Below are 14,793 nucleotides of genomic sequence, written 5' to 3'. Positions count from 1 at the left end.
AAGTTGCCCATCGGGAATTTCTTTCCGAAAAATCAGTAAAAATCCCGCTACAGCGCCACAAGATACAAATAGATGGTCGCCGCAAATCCGACCAGCCACACAACCGTGCGCAAGAACGGGACAGGAACTGCAAACGCATAGATCGGCAAGAACAGAACGCGCGCAATCAAGAACACCTGCGCCGCAAGCAAGGTGCCGGACGTCAGCGCCTCCTGAAGGGTCAACATCAGCACCGCAGGCGCAAACAGCGCCATCGCCACAACGGAGTTATCCAGCGCCCGCGCAATCCGCCCTGCCATACCCGTAAGCGGCGCCATCCCATCGCGCGGCCCTCCGAGGGTCAACAGCCCCACCTGCCCCATGGCGGTTAAAACGTTCAGCAAAATGGTCACAACAACCAGCAAAGCGTATAGAGCGAGGATAGAGAGTTCGGAGGACATGGATTTCACCTTTGACTAACAGAGCTATGAACCGGACATAGCACTCGGGAGCCAATACTCTTCAAAAACCACGAACCCCAGACTTCACGTCTGCGTGTCCTTCGCCCCCCCCCCTCGAATCCCGGATCAACCCCTCGCAGCGCACGTCAGCCCCCTACCGGTGTACAGTCGGTGCACAGCATGTGCACAACTTGCGACAATCCAAAGCAAAGGCTGCTGCCGTATGGCATTAGATAGTTGAATTTAACTGAAATTGATAAAATGGCGCGGTTGACGGGGCTCGAACCCGCGACCCCCGGCGTGACAGGCCGGTACTCTAACCAGCTGAGCTACAACCGCGCATTTATCGCACCCCATAAGGGGATAGTGGTGGGTCGTGAGAGGCTCGAACTCCCGACATCTTCGGTGTAAACGAAGCGCTCTACCAACTGAGCTAACGACCCGATATGGCGTGATTTAGACTAACCTTTTCGGCTTGGCAACCTCATTCAAGACGTTTTTGTAACCTATTTTTCAAATGAAACACCACGCCCTGCCCGCCACCAATATCCTCAAGCCCCGCAGGCCCCACGCCGGTGACAATACAGCGCAACATGCGAGATGTTATTCCGTGTGTTATCAACACACTAGGACGTGATATCGTTTCCAGGAACGCCTCACACCGCTGTTCGAGCGCGGGAAAACCTTCCCCCTCCGGAGCCCTTTCATAAAGTGCCAAAGCACCGTCTGGCCCCTCGGTAATGTCCGTTCCTTGCGATAAATCGCTTCTCAACCTGCCCGCCCAAAGCCCGACACCAATTTCGCGCAAGCCGTCGTCGGTCCGGATATGGCTGACCTGACGTGCCAAAGCGATTCCCGCCGTCTCGAATGCCCGCCCTTGGGGGCTGCTGATAATATCGAATCCCGACAAATCACACTGCGCAAGAATGCTTGCTTGCCGCTCGGCTTGTTCCCGCCCGGTAGGCGTCAAAGGTGAGTTAAGTGCACCCTGCATCCTGCCTTGCGCATTCCACTCGGTCTCGCCGTGGCGCAATATATAAAGTTCTGGAAAATCGCTCATTTCAGCACCTACCGCTGCAGGAAAGAACCACAAAGCGTTGCTTTGAATAAATAAAACCGTTCAATGCAAAGCACCTCATCCAGCTATTTATAGATAAGTGGTGGGTGATAAGAGATTTGAACTCCTGACATCTTCGATGTGAACGAAGCGCTCTACCACTGAGCTAATCACCCTCGGCAGCTGCAATACCCATATGCTCCCCCCCGTGCAAGGGCGGAGCATTTGTAAATTCAAACCCTGCCGGACCGTAGGTTCAGTCAGCCGCAGGCGGCGTTGTTTTGCGGTTAAGTTGGGAGTTTTTCTGACGCAGTTTAAGCACCAGCGCACGGCCGTCAGACAATTCTTTGCCACGCTGGATTTTCAGTTTACCCAACGGCGGCAGGTCCATCTCGCGCTGCTCGGACAGAGCATCGCCCAGTACGGCCAGCATCGCCTCGACCACGGGCTTTACGTCTTTTTTCTTCATGCCCGAGCGTTCAACAACCAGCTCGAAAAGCTCTTTTTTGCGCAGCTCGTCGGTCACCACCGGAGCCAATGTCTCAACAACAGAAGGAGATGCCGTTGCGGCCTTTGGCGCGCTATCGGTGTCGACTTTGGACACCGCCGCAGCCGCTGGCGCTTTGACTGTGGTTTTTGATTTGCTCGAAGTCTTGGTTGCTGTAGCCATTTTATTTCCCGCTCTCGTTACTCAATGAATTTCATCATTTTGTTAACGATACGCAAAACAGGGAAAAATAGCTAGTCCAGCCTGCGATTCCCCATATTTAGCGTGGCATTTGTGTGCCGACACTAATTCAAGCTGCCCATAAATCCCGCGATAGGCCCATGAAAACGGAAAAAGGCCCCGCATCAGATGCAGGGCCTTTCATTAATTCAAGGTGCAACATCACGCTGCTTAATGCGCTGTGGCACCATCACCGGAGCCGCGTTTGGCCAGCAAAGCCGCCGCTGCTGCTGCTTCTTCGGCGGCCTCGTCCCATTCGACCGGTTCCGGCTTGGAAACAAGCGCATGTTCGATCACCTCAGAGACATGGCTGACCGGAATAATCGTCAGCCCTTCTTTGACGTTGTCGGGGATGTCCGGCAGATCCTTTTCGTTGTCTTTGGGGATAAGGACCGTGGTGATCCCGCCCCGCAAGGCAGCAAGCAGTTTTTCCTTCAATCCGCCAATCGGCATGGCATTCCCGCGCAGGCTGACTTCACCTGTCATGGCGATATCCTTGCGCACAGGGATTTTGGTCAGCACGGAAACGATAGACGTCACCATGGCCAGACCTGCCGATGGGCCATCCTTGGGCGTTGCCCCGTCGGGGACGTGCACGTGGATGTCGATCGTGTCAAACACCGGCGGCTTCACCCCGATGGAGGGGCTGATCGAGCGGACATAAGAGCTTGCCGCGTCAATGCTTTCCTTCATCACATCGCCCAGCTTACCGGTTGTTTTCATCCGGCCCTTGCCCGGCAGGCGCAGCGCTTCGATATGCAGCAACTCGCCGCCCACAGAGGTATAGGCAAGGCCCGTGACCACACCGATCTGGTTTTCCTCTTCGGCCAAACCATAGCGGTGTTTTTGCACCCCGAGGAATTCGTTCAGATTGTCACCGGTGACGGTCACACTGTCGACTTCCTTGCGCACGATCTTGGTCAACGCCTTGCGCGCGACCTTTGCGATCTCGCGCTCAAGGTTCCGCACGCCCGCCTCGCGGGTGTAGTAACGGATCATGCCGGTGAGCGCGCTATCCTCGATCTCGAACTCTTTGGCCTTGAGGCCGTGGTTCTTGACCTGCTTGGCAACAAGGTGCTGCTTTGCAATCTCGCGCTTTTCATCTTCGGTATAGCCTGACAGCGGGATGATCTCCATCCGGTCAAGCAATGGCCCGGGCATGTTATAGCTGTTGGACGTGGTCAGGAACATCACGTTGCTCAGGTCATATTCGACCTCGAGGTAGTGATCGACAAACGTGCCGTTTTGTTCCGGATCAAGCACTTCGAGCATGGCCGATGCAGGGTCGCCACGGAAATCCTGACCCATCTTGTCGATCTCGTCGAGCAGGATAAGCGGGTTTGTGGTTTTCGCCTTTTTCAGCGCCTGAATGATCTTACCGGGCATAGAGCCGATATAGGTCCGGCGGTGGCCGCGGATCTCGGATTCGTCACGCACACCACCAAGAGAGATGCGAATGAACTCGCGCCCTGTGGCCTTTGCCACAGATTTACCCAGCGATGTTTTACCCACACCCGGAGGGCCAACCAAACACATGATCGGGCCTTTGAGCTTGGAGGAGCGTTGCTGTACCGCAAGGTATTCGACGATGCGTTCCTTGACCTTTTCAAGGCCGTAGTGATCCGCATCCAGCACGGCCTCGGCCTTGGCCAGATCCTTTTTCACGCGTGACTTCACACCCCATGGGATGGACAACATCCAATCAAGGTAATTGCGCACAACTGTGGCTTCGGCGGACATCGGGCTCATGTTTTTGAGCTTTTTGATCTCGGCATCGGCCTTTTCCTTGGCCTCTTTGCTCAGCTTGGTGCTTGCCACCCGCTCTTCCAGCTCGACAACTTCGTTTTTGCCGTCTTCGCCATCGCCCAATTCGTTCTGAATGGCCTTCATTTGCTCATTCAGGTAATATTCGCGCTGGGTTTTCTCCATCTGCGTTTTCACGCGGGTTTTGATCTTTTTCTCAACCTGCAACACAGACATCTCGCCCTGCATTAGGCCGTAAACCTTTTCCAGCCGGTCAGAAACGCTCAGCGTTTCCAGCAGGTCCTGCTTTTGCTCGACCTCGATGCCAAGATGCCCTGCCACCAGATCCGCAAGCCGCGCGGGATCTGAGGCTTCTGTCACTGATGTCAGCGCCTCATCCGGCACGTTTTTCTTGACCTTGGCATAGCGTGCGAACTCTTCCCCGACCGAACGCAACAGCGCCTCGGTGGTATCCGCATCGCCGGGCATTTCGGTCAGATATTCGGCACGCGCCTCGAAGAAACTGTCGTTTTCGAGGTATTCGGTGATACGAACACGGGCCTGCCCTTCAACCAGCACTTTGACCGTGCCATCGGGCAGCTTCAACAGCTGCAAAACATTGGCCAGCACACCGGCCTTATAAATACCGTCACTGTCAGGATCGTCCACACCCGGGTCGATCTGGCTGGACAGCAGGATTTGTTTGTCATCGGCCATGACCTCTTCGAGGGCGCGCACGGATTTGTCGCGGCCTACAAAAAGCGGCACAATCATATGGGGGAAGACGACGATATCGCGCAATGGGAGTACGGGATAGCTCGCGTTTAATGGCTCTTGCATGCTCATTTCCTTAACTTGGCAAAACGGCCCCGTCCCTCTTTGAGGCGACATCGGGTCGTTTCCTGTATGGCTAGGGATGTGGGCACCCTGCCTGCCTGTTTCAATAGTTACCTGCGTTTCTACAGGCGTTTTCCCTAACATGGCGCGAAGCCCCGTGATCGGCAACTGCGATTTCGGCCAAGTTCGAAAGAAAGTGACGCATCAGCACTGAAACTTGCCCCCGATCACCAATCCCCTTCCCGAACATACAAAGGGCACAGATGAACTGTTGACGGCACAGGCTTACGTGACAAATTACCCCTGCCCCATCCAGCAGCGGAGTTTTTATGCCAGTTCTCGTCAATGACCACCTTAATCTCAGCGTCGCCGATCTGGGTGCGGAAATGCAATATCTGCGCAATGCAGCAGGCCAAGATTTCCTCTGGGATGGTGATGCAGCATTCTGGACGGGGCGTGCGCCGGTGCTGTTTCCCATCGTGGGGCGCGCGGTAGATGATATCGTGGCCGTGGGCGATCACTCTGCCACATTGCCCCAACACGGCTTTGCCCGGCGCAGTATCTTTACCCTCGAGGCGCAGAATGCGACCGCATGCACCCATGCGCTATACGATACCGAAGACAGCCGCGCGGTATATCCTTTTGCCTTTGCCCTGCGCATCACCCACCGGCTTGAGGGGCAGACATTGCATGTAGAGGCCGAAGTGCAGAACAACGATACCAAACCGATGCCCTTCGGTTTCGGCTTTCACCCCGCGTTCCGCTGGCCCCTGCCTCATGCTCAGGAGCAGCCCCACCACGTTACACTTGCAGGGGGAGGATCGCCGCAAAGGCGTGCGATTACTCCAGACGGGCTGCTGCGCCCCGCGCCTCTCGCCTCCCTCTTTGAGCATGGTGATCTGGAAATAGCTGAACACCTGTTTGATGATGGCGCATTGGTATTTCCCAATGGCACAGACAACCTGCGCTATGGCCCCCAATCCGGTCCCACGCTCTCCTTTACCTTCCACAACCTGCCCGATCTGGCCCTCTGGCGCCCCACAGGCGCACCATTTTTGTGTATCGAACCATGGCACGGTACCGCATCCTATGTGGGGGACGGTCCGCAAATCGCACAGCGCCCGAACAGCATCACCCTGCCCCCCAAGGAACGTGCAGCGTTTGGATATTCCGTGACCGTCTCAAGCTAGGACCAAAACCACAACCGCTGCAAACGGCGTTTTTCGGAGTCCTCTTGCAGACAGGGGTACGTTAAATCCACACGCCAAGACCCACAGCCTTCCTCACCTGAAAAACACGTTGGAAAACAGATGATTGTTCGTAAACTGGCCCACATCATAAACACATGGCGACATGCCCGTGGTGAGGGCTGGGAAAGCCGCCGCCTTGTTCTGGCAGAGGATAAAATGGGCTATTCCCTGCATGATACCTTGGTCAAGGAAGGCGCGGAATTACACCTCGAATACAAACACCATCTTGAGACAAATTACTGCATTGAGGGGCTTGGCGAGGTTGAAAACCTTGCCACAGGAGAGAAACACCCCATTCAGCCCGGAACGATGTATGCGCTCGACAATCACGACAAACATATTCTGCGCGCCATCAAAGGTGACTTGCGGCTGATCTGCGCCTTCTCGCCCCCCTTATCAGGCCGAGAAGTCCATGATTCTGACGGCAGTTACAGCAAAGATTAAGCGCGTGCCTCGCAGGCTTCGGCATAGCGGAGGCCTAGGATACCAACACCCAAAAGCCGCGCCACGTCTAAAGTGGATCAATATCACCCTGCGCGCGGCCAGCATGGAAATCGGACTGCCATGCCGTGAAGGTCCCTGCTGCAATCGCCTCGCGCATACCTGCCATAATATCCTGATAGTACCGCAGGTTATGCCATGTCAGCAGCATCGAGCTGATCATCTCCTGACTGCGGAAGACATGGTGCAGATAGGCGCGTGAGTAATTCCGGCATGCCGGGCAGCCACAGTTTTCATCCAGCGGGCGCGGATCATCCGCGTGGCGGGCATTTTTGATGTTGAGCACGCCGTGACGGGTGAACACCTGCCCTGTGCGGCCAGAACGCGACGGCAGCACGCAATCCATCATATCAATCCCGCGCGCAACAGCACCCACAATGTCATCCGGCTTCCCCACGCCCATCAAATAGCGCGGCTTGTCCTGCGGCAGCTGCTCGGGCGCATAGTCAAGACAGTCGAACATCGCCTCCTGCCCCTCGCCCACAGCAAGCCCGCCCACAGCGTAACCGTCAAAACCGATCTCGCGCAGCGCCTCGGCGCTTTGCTGGCGCAGGTCTTGTTCCAACCCGCCCTGCTGGATACCAAACAACGCATGGCCCGGGCGATCGCCAAAGGCCTCGCGTGAGCGTTTGGCCCACCGCATCGACAGCTCCATACTGCTGGCAATCCGGTCGCGGTCCGCAGGCAGCGCGGGGCATTCGTCAAAACACATCACAATATCCGAGCCGAGCAGCTTTTGGATCTCCATGGACCGCTCTGGCGTGATCTCGTGTTTGCTGCCGTCGATGTGGCTTTTGAAGGTCACGCCGCGCTCGGTCAGTTTGCGCAGGCTGGCAAGGCTCATCACCTGAAACCCGCCAGAATCCGTGAGGATCGGCTTGTCCCAGTTCATGAACTTATGCAGCCCCCCCAGGCGGTCAATCCGCTCTGCCGTGGGGCGCAGCATCAAATGATAGGTGTTGCCCAGTAAGATATCCGCGCCCGTCTCGGCGACAGATTCCGGCATCATTGCCTTGACGGTAGCAGCCGTGCCCACGGGCATGAACGCGGGTGTGCGGATTTCGCCGCGCGGCGTTGTGATTACGCCGGTGCGCGCGCGTCCATCGGTGGCGTGGGTCTGATATGAAAATGCTGTCATGTCGGGCCTATTATTTGCGGTTGCGCTGCCCTACCGCAGCCTCAGTCGTGTTGCAATCAGCGCATTTCTACCCCACATTGAAAAGATACAAAACACAAGGAAACCTGCGGTGCCAATTGAAGAAGTTCTAATAAATATCCTAGCAAGCAATATCGGCTGGCTGCTCTTGGCCGGCGTGCTGATCATTGTTGTTTTCAAAGGGGTTCAGATCGTCCCGCAATCCGAACAACATGTGGTCGAGCGGTTTGGCCGCCTCCGCTCGGTGCTTGGGCCGGGGATCAACCTGATTGTACCTTTCTTTGACAAAGTCGCCCATGAGATTTCGATCCTCGAGCGGCAATTGCCCACCGCATCCCAAGACGCCATCACCCGCGATAACGTCTTGGTGCAGGTCGATACTTCTGTGTTCTACCGCATCATTGAGCCGGAAAAGACGGTCTACCGTATCCGCGACATCGATAGCGCCATTGCCACCACTGTTGCCGGCATTGTGCGTGCGGAAATCGGCAAGATGGATCTGGACGAAGTACAGGCCAACCGCTCGGCGTTGATCACCACGATCAAGACAAACGTGGTCGAGGCCGTTGAAAACTGGGGGATCGAGGTCACCCGCGCTGAAATTCTGGACGTGAATCTGGATGCCGCGACCCGCGCCGCGATGATGCAACAGCTCAACGCCGAACGCGCGCGCCGCGCTCAGGTGACCGAGGCCGAAGGCTCCAAACGTGCGGTTGAACTGGCCGCAGATGCCGAGCTTTATGCCTCAGAGCAGACAGCCAAGGCCCGCCGCGTGCTGGCCGATGCCGAAGCCTACGCGACACAGGTCGTGGCCACCGCGATCAATGAGAACGGGCTGGAGGCGGCGCAATATCAGATCGCGCTCAAACAGGTAGAGGCGCTGGGGACCATGAGCAGCGGTCAGGGCAGCAACACGGTCATCGTCCCCTCCGAGGCCCTCGCAGCCTTTGGCGATGCATTCAAACTGCTCAAAGGGCGCGGCTGATGGAGGCCTATCTGCATATCTGGTGGATTTGGCTGTCCGCGGCGCTGATCCTTGCGGCGATCGAGCTGATGATCCCCGCATCGGTGTTTCTGGGGTTTGCATTGGGGGCTTTGGCAATGACGGCCGTGGTTGCCCTTGGGGTGATTTCCAACACTGCGGCCTTGCTGGCCCTATTTGCTGCGCTATCCTTGCTGGCATGGATCGGTCTGAAGCGGGTGTTCAAAAGCCAGTCGAGCGGCGCGCGTATCATCAAACGTGACATCAACGAGGGGTGAGCCCCCCTAGACGCCGCTCGGGCCAATCCCTATATAAAACCTCAAGTTTACAGGTGAGACGCTTATGAATAATACGACCCCCCCTCTTGAGGGCACGCCGCTGATTGCACCATCAACCACGGACCACCCGCTGTATGAGCAGGTCGTCGAGGCATGCCGTTCGGTCTATGACCCTGAAATCCCCGTGAATATTTACGAACTCGGCCTGATCTACACAATCGAGATCAACGAAGAGAATGCTGTGGACATCAAAATGTCCCTGACCGCCCCCGGTTGCCCCGTCGCCGGTGAGATGCCCGGATGGGTTGCCGACGCGGTCGAGCCGATTGCCGGTGTAAAACAGGTTGACGTAGCCCTTGTTTGGGAGCCACCATGGGGCATGGAAATGATGTCTGACGAAGCGCGGCTAGAATTGGGCTTCATGTAGCATTCGTTACAAATCCGATGCAAAATCTTTGCAAAACCTTAATTGCAGGGCCGCAAAAAAGTTACGCTTCGTGTGGACTATCACTTGTTTGATATCGCCCCAATCGGAGAACCTTGATGCGCCTTGCCCCTAGCCTGCTAATAACACTCACGCTCCTGCCCGTGGCAGCCCTAGCTGACGATCACGCAGCACATGGCGGTATGTCCTATGGCGCACGCCCTGCCTATCTGGTCAACAAGCTACCCGATGGCCCGCTCAAGACCAAACTGGCTTCGTGCAGCGCCCAGACCCCCAAGCGCACGGATTTCTCGATCGGCCACCGTGGCGCACCCTTGCAATTCCCCGAACATACCGCCGAGGGCTACATCGCCGCTGCCGGCATGGGCGCGGGCATTATGGAATGTGATGTCACTTTCACCGCCGACCACCAGCTGGTCTGCCGCCATGCCCAGAACGATCTACACACCACCACCAACATTTTGCTGACCGATCTGGCGCCGAAATGCACTGCCGGTTTCACCCCTGCTGACGGGGATACCAAGGCAGGCGCCGAATGCCGCACCTCGGATCTGACTTTGGCCGAGTTTAAAACACTCACCCCGAAAATGGACAGCGCCGATACCACGGCGACCACGGTTGAAGCCTATCAGGGCGGCATCGCGCCCTTCCGCACCGATCTCTACACCGCCGGTGCAACACAGATGACCCACGCCGAAAGCATCGAACTGTTCAAATCGCTCGGCGTGAAATTCACCCCCGAACTGAAATCCCCCTCCGTCGAGATGCCGCATAATGGATTGAGCCAGGAAGATTATGCGCAAAAGCTGGTGGACGAATACAAAGCCGCTGGCGTGCCGGCCTCTGACGTCTGGTTGCAGTCCTTCAACCTCGAAGATGTGTTGTACTGGATCGAGAACGAGCCCGAATTCGGTGCGCAGGCGGTATATCTGGATAACACATATGACGTCGAAGGCTTTGACGTTAACGATCCGGCCACCTACCCCGACAGCATGCAGTCGCTTGCCGATCGTGGCGTGAAATATATCGCGCCTCCGATCTGGATGCTGCTGACCCTTGAGAACGGCGAAATCGTGCCTTCGACCTATGCCAAAGAGATAAAAGCAGCCGGGCTCAAGATCATCGCATGGTCGATGGAACGCTCTGGCCCGCTGACCGACGGTGGTGGCTGGTATTACCAGAGTATTTCGGATGCCATGACAAGCGATGCAGCCGTTTATCAGGTACTGGACGCTCTGGCGCAGGATGTAGGCGTAAGTGGTGTCTTTTCCGACTGGCCTGCGACCGTCACATATTACGCCAATTGCATGGGCTTGTAACGAAACTGCCCCAATTGGGCGGCGGCAGGGCTTGAGATTGCTCTGCCGCCCTCTTATCTTATGGCCAAAGGAGAACAGACATGTTCGGCATTCCAGGCAAACAAGCAGTTACCATCACCGATAAAGCGGCTGTGCAAATTCGCAAGCTGATGGCCGACAAGGGCCACGCAGGCCTGCGCATCGGCGTCAAAAAAGGTGGCTGTGCGGGCATGGAATACACCATGGAATATGTGGATGAGGCTGATCCGAATGATGAGGTCGTCACCACAGACGGGGCTTGTGTGATGATTGCCCCTATGGCCCAGATGTTTCTGTTCGGCACGCAGATTGATTATGAAACAACGCTTCTCGAGAGCGGGTTCAAATTCAACAACCCCAATGTCTCTGAGGCCTGCGGTTGTGGCGAATCCATCAAATTCGACGAAGCCCTGTTCGCCAAGTGAGCGTCAGCGCGGCTGATATCGCTTTCAGCTGTAGCCTTTTTGAAAATATTCCCGATTTCAACACCCGCCGCATGTTCGGCGCTTTAGGGCTGTATTGTGGCCCGACCATTTTCGCTGTGCAGCGCGAGGACGGGCAGATCATGATCAAAGCTGCAAAAGGGCCATTTGCCGACAAGATGCGTGACCTGGGTGGCGAGCAATGGCTCTACACCCGCAAGGACGGCAGCAAATCGTCGATGCCCTACTGGACCCTGCCGGATGTCTATCTGGACGACCCCGACGAAAGCTGCGCGCTGGCACGCGAAGCGCTAGATGCGTTAGAGGCCTAGCTCCCCGCGGGTTGATCCTTTTTCAGGTGCAGATAGGTCTCGCCAAAACGTGCAGCCAGATGATCGCCTGCTAGCTGGATCTGGTCCGTGCCGAACGGGGCCACATTGGTGTCATGGGACGGGTTGAAAAACAGCGGCACTGATATGCGTTCTGCCAATCCGCCCACAACGCGGTGCGGCGTGGCACGTACGGCACCATCTGTCCAAAGCTCCATCATCTCGCCAAAGTTGATCACAAATGTCCCCGGCTGCGCCTGCACCGCGATCCAGCCGCCACCGCGCTTACGGACCTCCAACCCCGGTGAGCCATCTGTGGCCAGCAACGTCAGACAGCCGTAATCTGTGTGGGTGGCGATGCCGAAATCCTTGGCCCCTGCCCAATCAGGTCTGCTGGGATAGTAATTACCGCGCAGCAGCGCCATCGGTTTGGCAAATCCCGCATCAAAGACATCACGCTGCGCACCAATCGACTGGGCCACACCGCGCAACACATCCAGTGCCACGCCCCGCGCATCCGCATAATAGGCCCGCAGGACCTCGGAAAAATTGGCAGGCTCTGCTGGCCAGATATTGGGCGCATAGACCGCCATCTCCCGCAGGGGATCGCCCTCGGCCAGATCAACACCGCAGTCGAAATATTGTTTGTAATCGGGATTCGCATCGGGATCGACCTGTTCGGAGCCTGCAGCCCCCCACCCCCGATTGGCCCCTGTGTCTGCCATGCTAACAGGCAGTTTTTGCGTTTCGGGCAAATGGAAAAACGCGCGGTAGGTTTCGATCACATCCCGCACGCGCGCGCCGTCCAACGCTGTATTGCTGACTGTCGCAAACCCTATGTCTGTGGCGGCCTCCTTCATCGCGGCCAAAGCCTCTGGATTGCCGGCATTCAGCTTGGCTAGATCAATTGTCGGTATCATTCGAGACACTCCGTTACGCACTCGCCGCGCTTCTAGCCCCGACAGCGGCCAAGGCCAACCCTGTCGTTGAAATGCTCTGGGGCGGGTGCTAAACATAGTTAACAAATCAAAGGATTGCCCATGCGACGCAAATTGGCTGCTGGAAACTGGAAAATGAACGGCACCGCCGCAAGCCTTGAGGAGATCCGCAAATTGCAGAGCATCCTCCCAAACGGAGGACCCGATGTGGTCATCTGCCCGCCAACGACGCTTTTGTTCAGCGCCTGTAGCGCAACCGAAGGCAGCGGCATCCAGATCGGTGCGCAGGATTGCCACGCAGAAACCGACGGTGCCTATACTGGCGATATTTCCGGCGAGATGATCGCCGACACAGGTGCCCGCTATGTTATCCTTGGCCACTCCGAGCGCCGCGAAGCCTACGCAGAGCGTAACCGCGATGTGCGCCACAAGACATCCACGGCATGGCACGCGGGGCTGACTGCGATCATCTGTATTGGTGAGACGCTGGAGGAACGCGAAACAAACGCCACGCTGGATGTGATCGCGGGCCAATTGGCAAGCTCCCTGCCCGATGCGATCACCGCGGATAATACCGTTGTCGCATATGAGCCGATTTGGGCCATTGGCACTGGCAAGGTCCCGACACAGGCGCAGATTGTCGAGGTGCATGATTTTATACGCAGCAAGCTTGTCGCGCGCTTTGGTGCGCAGATCGCCGATCAGATCCCCCTGCTCTATGGCGGGTCGGTCAAACCGGATAACGCTGCGACCATATTTGAAGCCGAAAACGTCGATGGCGCGCTGGTGGGCGGTGCCTCCCTCAAGGCGGACGATTTCGCGCCGATCATTCACGCCCTCGCCGATAGCTGAACCGAACGGTTTCACCACAGTACACTCCGCATAGAAAAGGGGCCCAGGATCAATTGACCCTGCGCCCCTTTTCATTGGCTTTGATATGCCGCGCAGACAATGCCTGCACGGCGGTCTCATACTATTTCACGATGATCTCGGGGCCCATAACAAGGGTCGGCAACCATGTGGAAATGATCGGAATATAGGTCACCATAATCAGGAAGACGAAAAGCACCGCAAGGAAAGGCAATGCGGCACGCACCACTTTCATCATCGGCATATTCGCCACGCCCGAGGTCACAAACAGGTTGAGCCCCACCGGCGGTGTAATCATCCCGATTTCCATATTCACCACCATAATGATGCCAAGGTGGATAGGATCAATACCCAGCTCGATCGCGATGGGGAACACCAATGGCGCCACAATCACCAACAGGCCCGACGGCTCCATAAACTGTCCGCCGATCAACAGGATCACGTTCACAATCACAAGAAACATGACCGGCCCAAAGCCCGCACTGAGCATCGCAGAAGAGATCTGTTGCGGGATTTGCTCGTCGGTGAGCACGTGTTTGAGGATCAGTGCGTTGGCGATGATGAACATCAACGTCACCGTCAGCTTGCCCGCCTCGAACAATGTGTTGCGCACATCGCGGTGGAAGAACACCGTCAGCAGCGCTTTGGGCTTTTCCCACAACGCGAGGTTCTGTGCGTCGCCTTTGACATGCAAAGGCCCCATATCGCGGTACACGAATGTTGAGATCAGGAAGGCATAGACCGCCGCCACTGCCGCCGCTTCGGTCGGGGTGAAGATACCGCCATAAATACCGCCCAGAATAATTACGATAAGAAAAAGCCCCCAACCGGCCTCAACGCCAGAGGTCCAGACTTCGCCCCAGCCGCGCCACTCGCCCTTGGGCAGGTTGCGCACGCGCGCCATGATATAAATCGTCACCATCAACATGGTGCCTGCCAACAGTCCCGGAATAACACCGGCAAGGAACATCCGCCCCACCGACACATCTGTGGCAGAGGCATAGACCACCATCACAATGCTGGGCGGGATCAGGATGCCAAGCGTACCCGCCACGGCAATAACACCGGCGGCAAAGTCCTTGGTGTACCCGACTTCACGCATACCCACGATCACGATAGAGCCAATGGCCACCACGGTCGCAGGCGACGAGCCTGAAAGAGCGGCGAACAGCATACAGGCGAAAACACCCGCAATCGCCAGACCGCCGGGCAAATGCCCCACAAGCGCAATAGAGAAGCGGATAATCCTGCGCGCCACACCCCCTGTGGACATGAACGAAGACGCCAGAATGAAGAACGGGATCGCCAGCAGCGTGTAATGCCCCGCCATCGCCTGAAACAACGTCTGCGCAATCGAGGCTAGCGAGGTATCACCGATCACCAGCAGGAAAATAATGGACGAAGTGCCCAATGAGATGGCAATCGGCACACCGATCAACATCAGGCCGATCACCATGGTAAAAAGGAATACAACTTCCATT

16 protein-coding genes and 3 tRNA genes are annotated in these 14,793 nt (G+C 56.7%); 9 read left to right on the top strand and 10 right to left on the bottom strand.

The window, feature by feature from the left end; translation table 11 throughout:
- Positions 1 to 47: 47 nt before the first annotated feature.
- The 7 genes from ABJM03_RS01835 to lon form a co-directional block, all read right to left on the bottom strand.
- Entirely contained in the window at positions 48 to 440 is a 393-nt protein-coding gene (locus ABJM03_RS01835) for an MAPEG family protein (RefSeq protein ID WP_348415177.1), read from the bottom strand.
- 262 nt (positions 441 to 702) lie between these two features.
- Positions 703 to 779: transfer RNA gene (locus ABJM03_RS01830), tRNA-Asp, on the bottom strand.
- 28 nt (positions 780 to 807) lie between these two features.
- Positions 808 to 883: transfer RNA gene (locus tag ABJM03_RS01825), tRNA-Val, on the bottom strand.
- 41 nt (positions 884 to 924) lie between these two features.
- On the bottom strand, positions 925 to 1,500 hold the full coding sequence (locus tag ABJM03_RS01820) for a histidine phosphatase family protein (RefSeq protein ID WP_348415176.1): 576 nt from the start codon (positions 1,498 to 1,500) through the stop codon (positions 925 to 927).
- Positions 1,501 to 1,598: 98 nt separating this feature from the next.
- A tRNA-Val gene (locus tag ABJM03_RS01815) sits at positions 1,599 to 1,673 on the bottom strand.
- Positions 1,674 to 1,753: 80 nt separating this feature from the next.
- Entirely contained in the window at positions 1,754 to 2,167 is a 414-nt protein-coding gene (locus tag ABJM03_RS01810) for an HU family DNA-binding protein (RefSeq protein WP_348415175.1), read from the bottom strand.
- A gap of 228 nt (positions 2,168 to 2,395) precedes the next feature.
- On the bottom strand, positions 2,396 to 4,807 hold the full coding sequence (gene lon, locus ABJM03_RS01805; RefSeq protein ID WP_348415174.1) for an endopeptidase La: 2,412 nt from the start codon (positions 4,805 to 4,807) through the stop codon (positions 2,396 to 2,398).
- A 326-nt stretch (positions 4,808 to 5,133) separates the two neighbouring features.
- Between lon and ABJM03_RS01800 the strand changes: the two genes are divergently transcribed.
- Positions 5,134 to 5,994 (top strand): aldose 1-epimerase family protein, encoded by an 861-nt coding sequence (locus tag ABJM03_RS01800; protein WP_348415173.1) that lies wholly within the window; start codon positions 5,134 to 5,136, stop codon positions 5,992 to 5,994.
- Positions 5,995 to 6,114: 120 nt separating this feature from the next.
- On the top strand, positions 6,115 to 6,498 hold the full coding sequence (locus ABJM03_RS01795) for an ectoine synthase (RefSeq protein ID WP_348415172.1): 384 nt from the start codon (positions 6,115 to 6,117) through the stop codon (positions 6,496 to 6,498).
- A 67-nt stretch (positions 6,499 to 6,565) separates the two neighbouring features.
- On the opposite strand, the gene tgt is transcribed toward ABJM03_RS01795, so the two are convergent.
- Complete coding sequence (gene tgt, locus ABJM03_RS01790) at positions 6,566 to 7,693, bottom strand: tRNA guanosine(34) transglycosylase Tgt (RefSeq protein WP_348415170.1); 1,128 nt, start codon at positions 7,691 to 7,693, stop codon at positions 6,566 to 6,568.
- Positions 7,694 to 7,802: 109 nt separating this feature from the next.
- Here tgt and ABJM03_RS01785 point away from each other — a divergent pair, with 109 nt between their 5' ends.
- From ABJM03_RS01785 to ABJM03_RS01760, 6 genes are all read left to right on the top strand, one after another.
- Positions 7,803 to 8,696: an SPFH domain-containing protein gene (locus tag ABJM03_RS01785; RefSeq protein ID WP_348415169.1), complete on the top strand. Its 894-nt coding sequence runs from the start codon at positions 7,803 to 7,805 to the stop codon at positions 8,694 to 8,696.
- The gene (locus ABJM03_RS01780; RefSeq protein WP_348415167.1) at positions 8,696 to 8,971 is read left to right on the top strand and encodes a hypothetical protein; all 276 of its coding nucleotides are present in this window, start codon (positions 8,696 to 8,698) and stop codon (positions 8,969 to 8,971) included. The genes ABJM03_RS01785 and ABJM03_RS01780 overlap by 1 nt, the downstream gene beginning before the upstream one ends.
- A gap of 64 nt (positions 8,972 to 9,035) precedes the next feature.
- Entirely contained in the window at positions 9,036 to 9,398 is a 363-nt protein-coding gene (locus ABJM03_RS01775) for an SUF system Fe-S cluster assembly protein (RefSeq protein WP_348415166.1), read from the top strand.
- 116 nt (positions 9,399 to 9,514) lie between these two features.
- Positions 9,515 to 10,735: a glycerophosphodiester phosphodiesterase family protein gene (locus ABJM03_RS01770; protein ID WP_348415164.1), complete on the top strand. Its 1,221-nt coding sequence runs from the start codon at positions 9,515 to 9,517 to the stop codon at positions 10,733 to 10,735.
- 80 nt (positions 10,736 to 10,815) lie between these two features.
- Positions 10,816 to 11,178, top strand: coding sequence for an iron-sulfur cluster assembly accessory protein (locus tag ABJM03_RS01765; RefSeq protein WP_348415163.1), 363 nt, complete (start codon positions 10,816 to 10,818; stop codon positions 11,176 to 11,178).
- Entirely contained in the window at positions 11,175 to 11,507 is a 333-nt protein-coding gene (locus tag ABJM03_RS01760; protein WP_348415162.1) for a TfoX/Sxy family protein, read from the top strand. The genes ABJM03_RS01765 and ABJM03_RS01760 overlap by 4 nt, the downstream gene beginning before the upstream one ends.
- On the opposite strand, the gene ABJM03_RS01755 is transcribed toward ABJM03_RS01760, so the two are convergent.
- On the bottom strand, positions 11,504 to 12,424 hold the full coding sequence (locus tag ABJM03_RS01755) for a 2-oxoglutarate and iron-dependent oxygenase domain-containing protein (RefSeq protein ID WP_348415161.1): 921 nt from the start codon (positions 12,422 to 12,424) through the stop codon (positions 11,504 to 11,506). The genes ABJM03_RS01760 and ABJM03_RS01755 overlap by 4 nt on opposite strands.
- Before the next feature lie 120 nt (positions 12,425 to 12,544).
- Between ABJM03_RS01755 and tpiA the strand changes: the two genes are divergently transcribed.
- Positions 12,545 to 13,294, top strand: a complete 750-nt coding sequence (tpiA, locus tag ABJM03_RS01750) for a triose-phosphate isomerase (RefSeq protein ID WP_348415160.1) — start codon at positions 12,545 to 12,547, stop codon at positions 13,292 to 13,294.
- 121 nt (positions 13,295 to 13,415) lie between these two features.
- Here tpiA and ABJM03_RS01745 read toward each other — a convergent pair whose 3' ends face one another.
- Positions 13,416 to 14,792, bottom strand: a complete 1,377-nt coding sequence (locus ABJM03_RS01745; protein ID WP_348415159.1) for a TRAP transporter large permease — start codon at positions 14,790 to 14,792, stop codon at positions 13,416 to 13,418.
- Position 14,793: the final 1 nt, after the last annotated feature.

Source organism: Sulfitobacter sp., from assembly GCF_039977885.1.
Lineage (GTDB): Bacteria > Pseudomonadota > Alphaproteobacteria > Rhodobacterales > Rhodobacteraceae > Sulfitobacter.
This window is presented reverse-complemented; position numbering and strand designations above follow the sequence as displayed.

Excerpts from the sequence above, each read along its gene's own strand:
- ABJM03_RS01775 (WP_348415166.1), top strand. The coding sequence starts at position 9,036 with ATGAATAATACGACCCCCCCTCTTGAGGGCACGCCGCTGATTGCACCA.
- lon (WP_348415174.1), bottom strand. The coding sequence starts at position 4,807 with ATGCAAGAGCCATTAAACGCGAGCTATCCCGTACTCCCATTGCGCGAT.
- ABJM03_RS01770 (WP_348415164.1), top strand. The coding sequence starts at position 9,515 with ATGCGCCTTGCCCCTAGCCTGCTAATAACACTCACGCTCCTGCCCGTG.
- ABJM03_RS01795 (WP_348415172.1), top strand. The coding sequence starts at position 6,115 with ATGATTGTTCGTAAACTGGCCCACATCATAAACACATGGCGACATGCC.
- ABJM03_RS01835 (WP_348415177.1), bottom strand. The coding sequence starts at position 440 with ATGTCCTCCGAACTCTCTATCCTCGCTCTATACGCTTTGCTGGTTGTT.
- ABJM03_RS01780 (WP_348415167.1), top strand. The coding sequence starts at position 8,696 with ATGGAGGCCTATCTGCATATCTGGTGGATTTGGCTGTCCGCGGCGCTG.
- ABJM03_RS01755 (WP_348415161.1), bottom strand. The coding sequence starts at position 12,424 with ATGATACCGACAATTGATCTAGCCAAGCTGAATGCCGGCAATCCAGAG.
- ABJM03_RS01765 (WP_348415163.1), top strand. The coding sequence starts at position 10,816 with ATGTTCGGCATTCCAGGCAAACAAGCAGTTACCATCACCGATAAAGCG.
- tpiA (WP_348415160.1), top strand. The coding sequence starts at position 12,545 with ATGCGACGCAAATTGGCTGCTGGAAACTGGAAAATGAACGGCACCGCC.
- ABJM03_RS01800 (WP_348415173.1), top strand. The coding sequence starts at position 5,134 with ATGCCAGTTCTCGTCAATGACCACCTTAATCTCAGCGTCGCCGATCTG.
- ABJM03_RS01820 (WP_348415176.1), bottom strand. The coding sequence starts at position 1,500 with ATGAGCGATTTTCCAGAACTTTATATATTGCGCCACGGCGAGACCGAG.
- tgt (WP_348415170.1), bottom strand. The coding sequence starts at position 7,693 with ATGACAGCATTTTCATATCAGACCCACGCCACCGATGGACGCGCGCGC.
- ABJM03_RS01745 (WP_348415159.1), bottom strand. The coding sequence starts at position 14,792 with ATGGAAGTTGTATTCCTTTTTACCATGGTGATCGGCCTGATGTTGATC.
- ABJM03_RS01810 (WP_348415175.1), bottom strand. The coding sequence starts at position 2,167 with ATGGCTACAGCAACCAAGACTTCGAGCAAATCAAAAACCACAGTCAAA.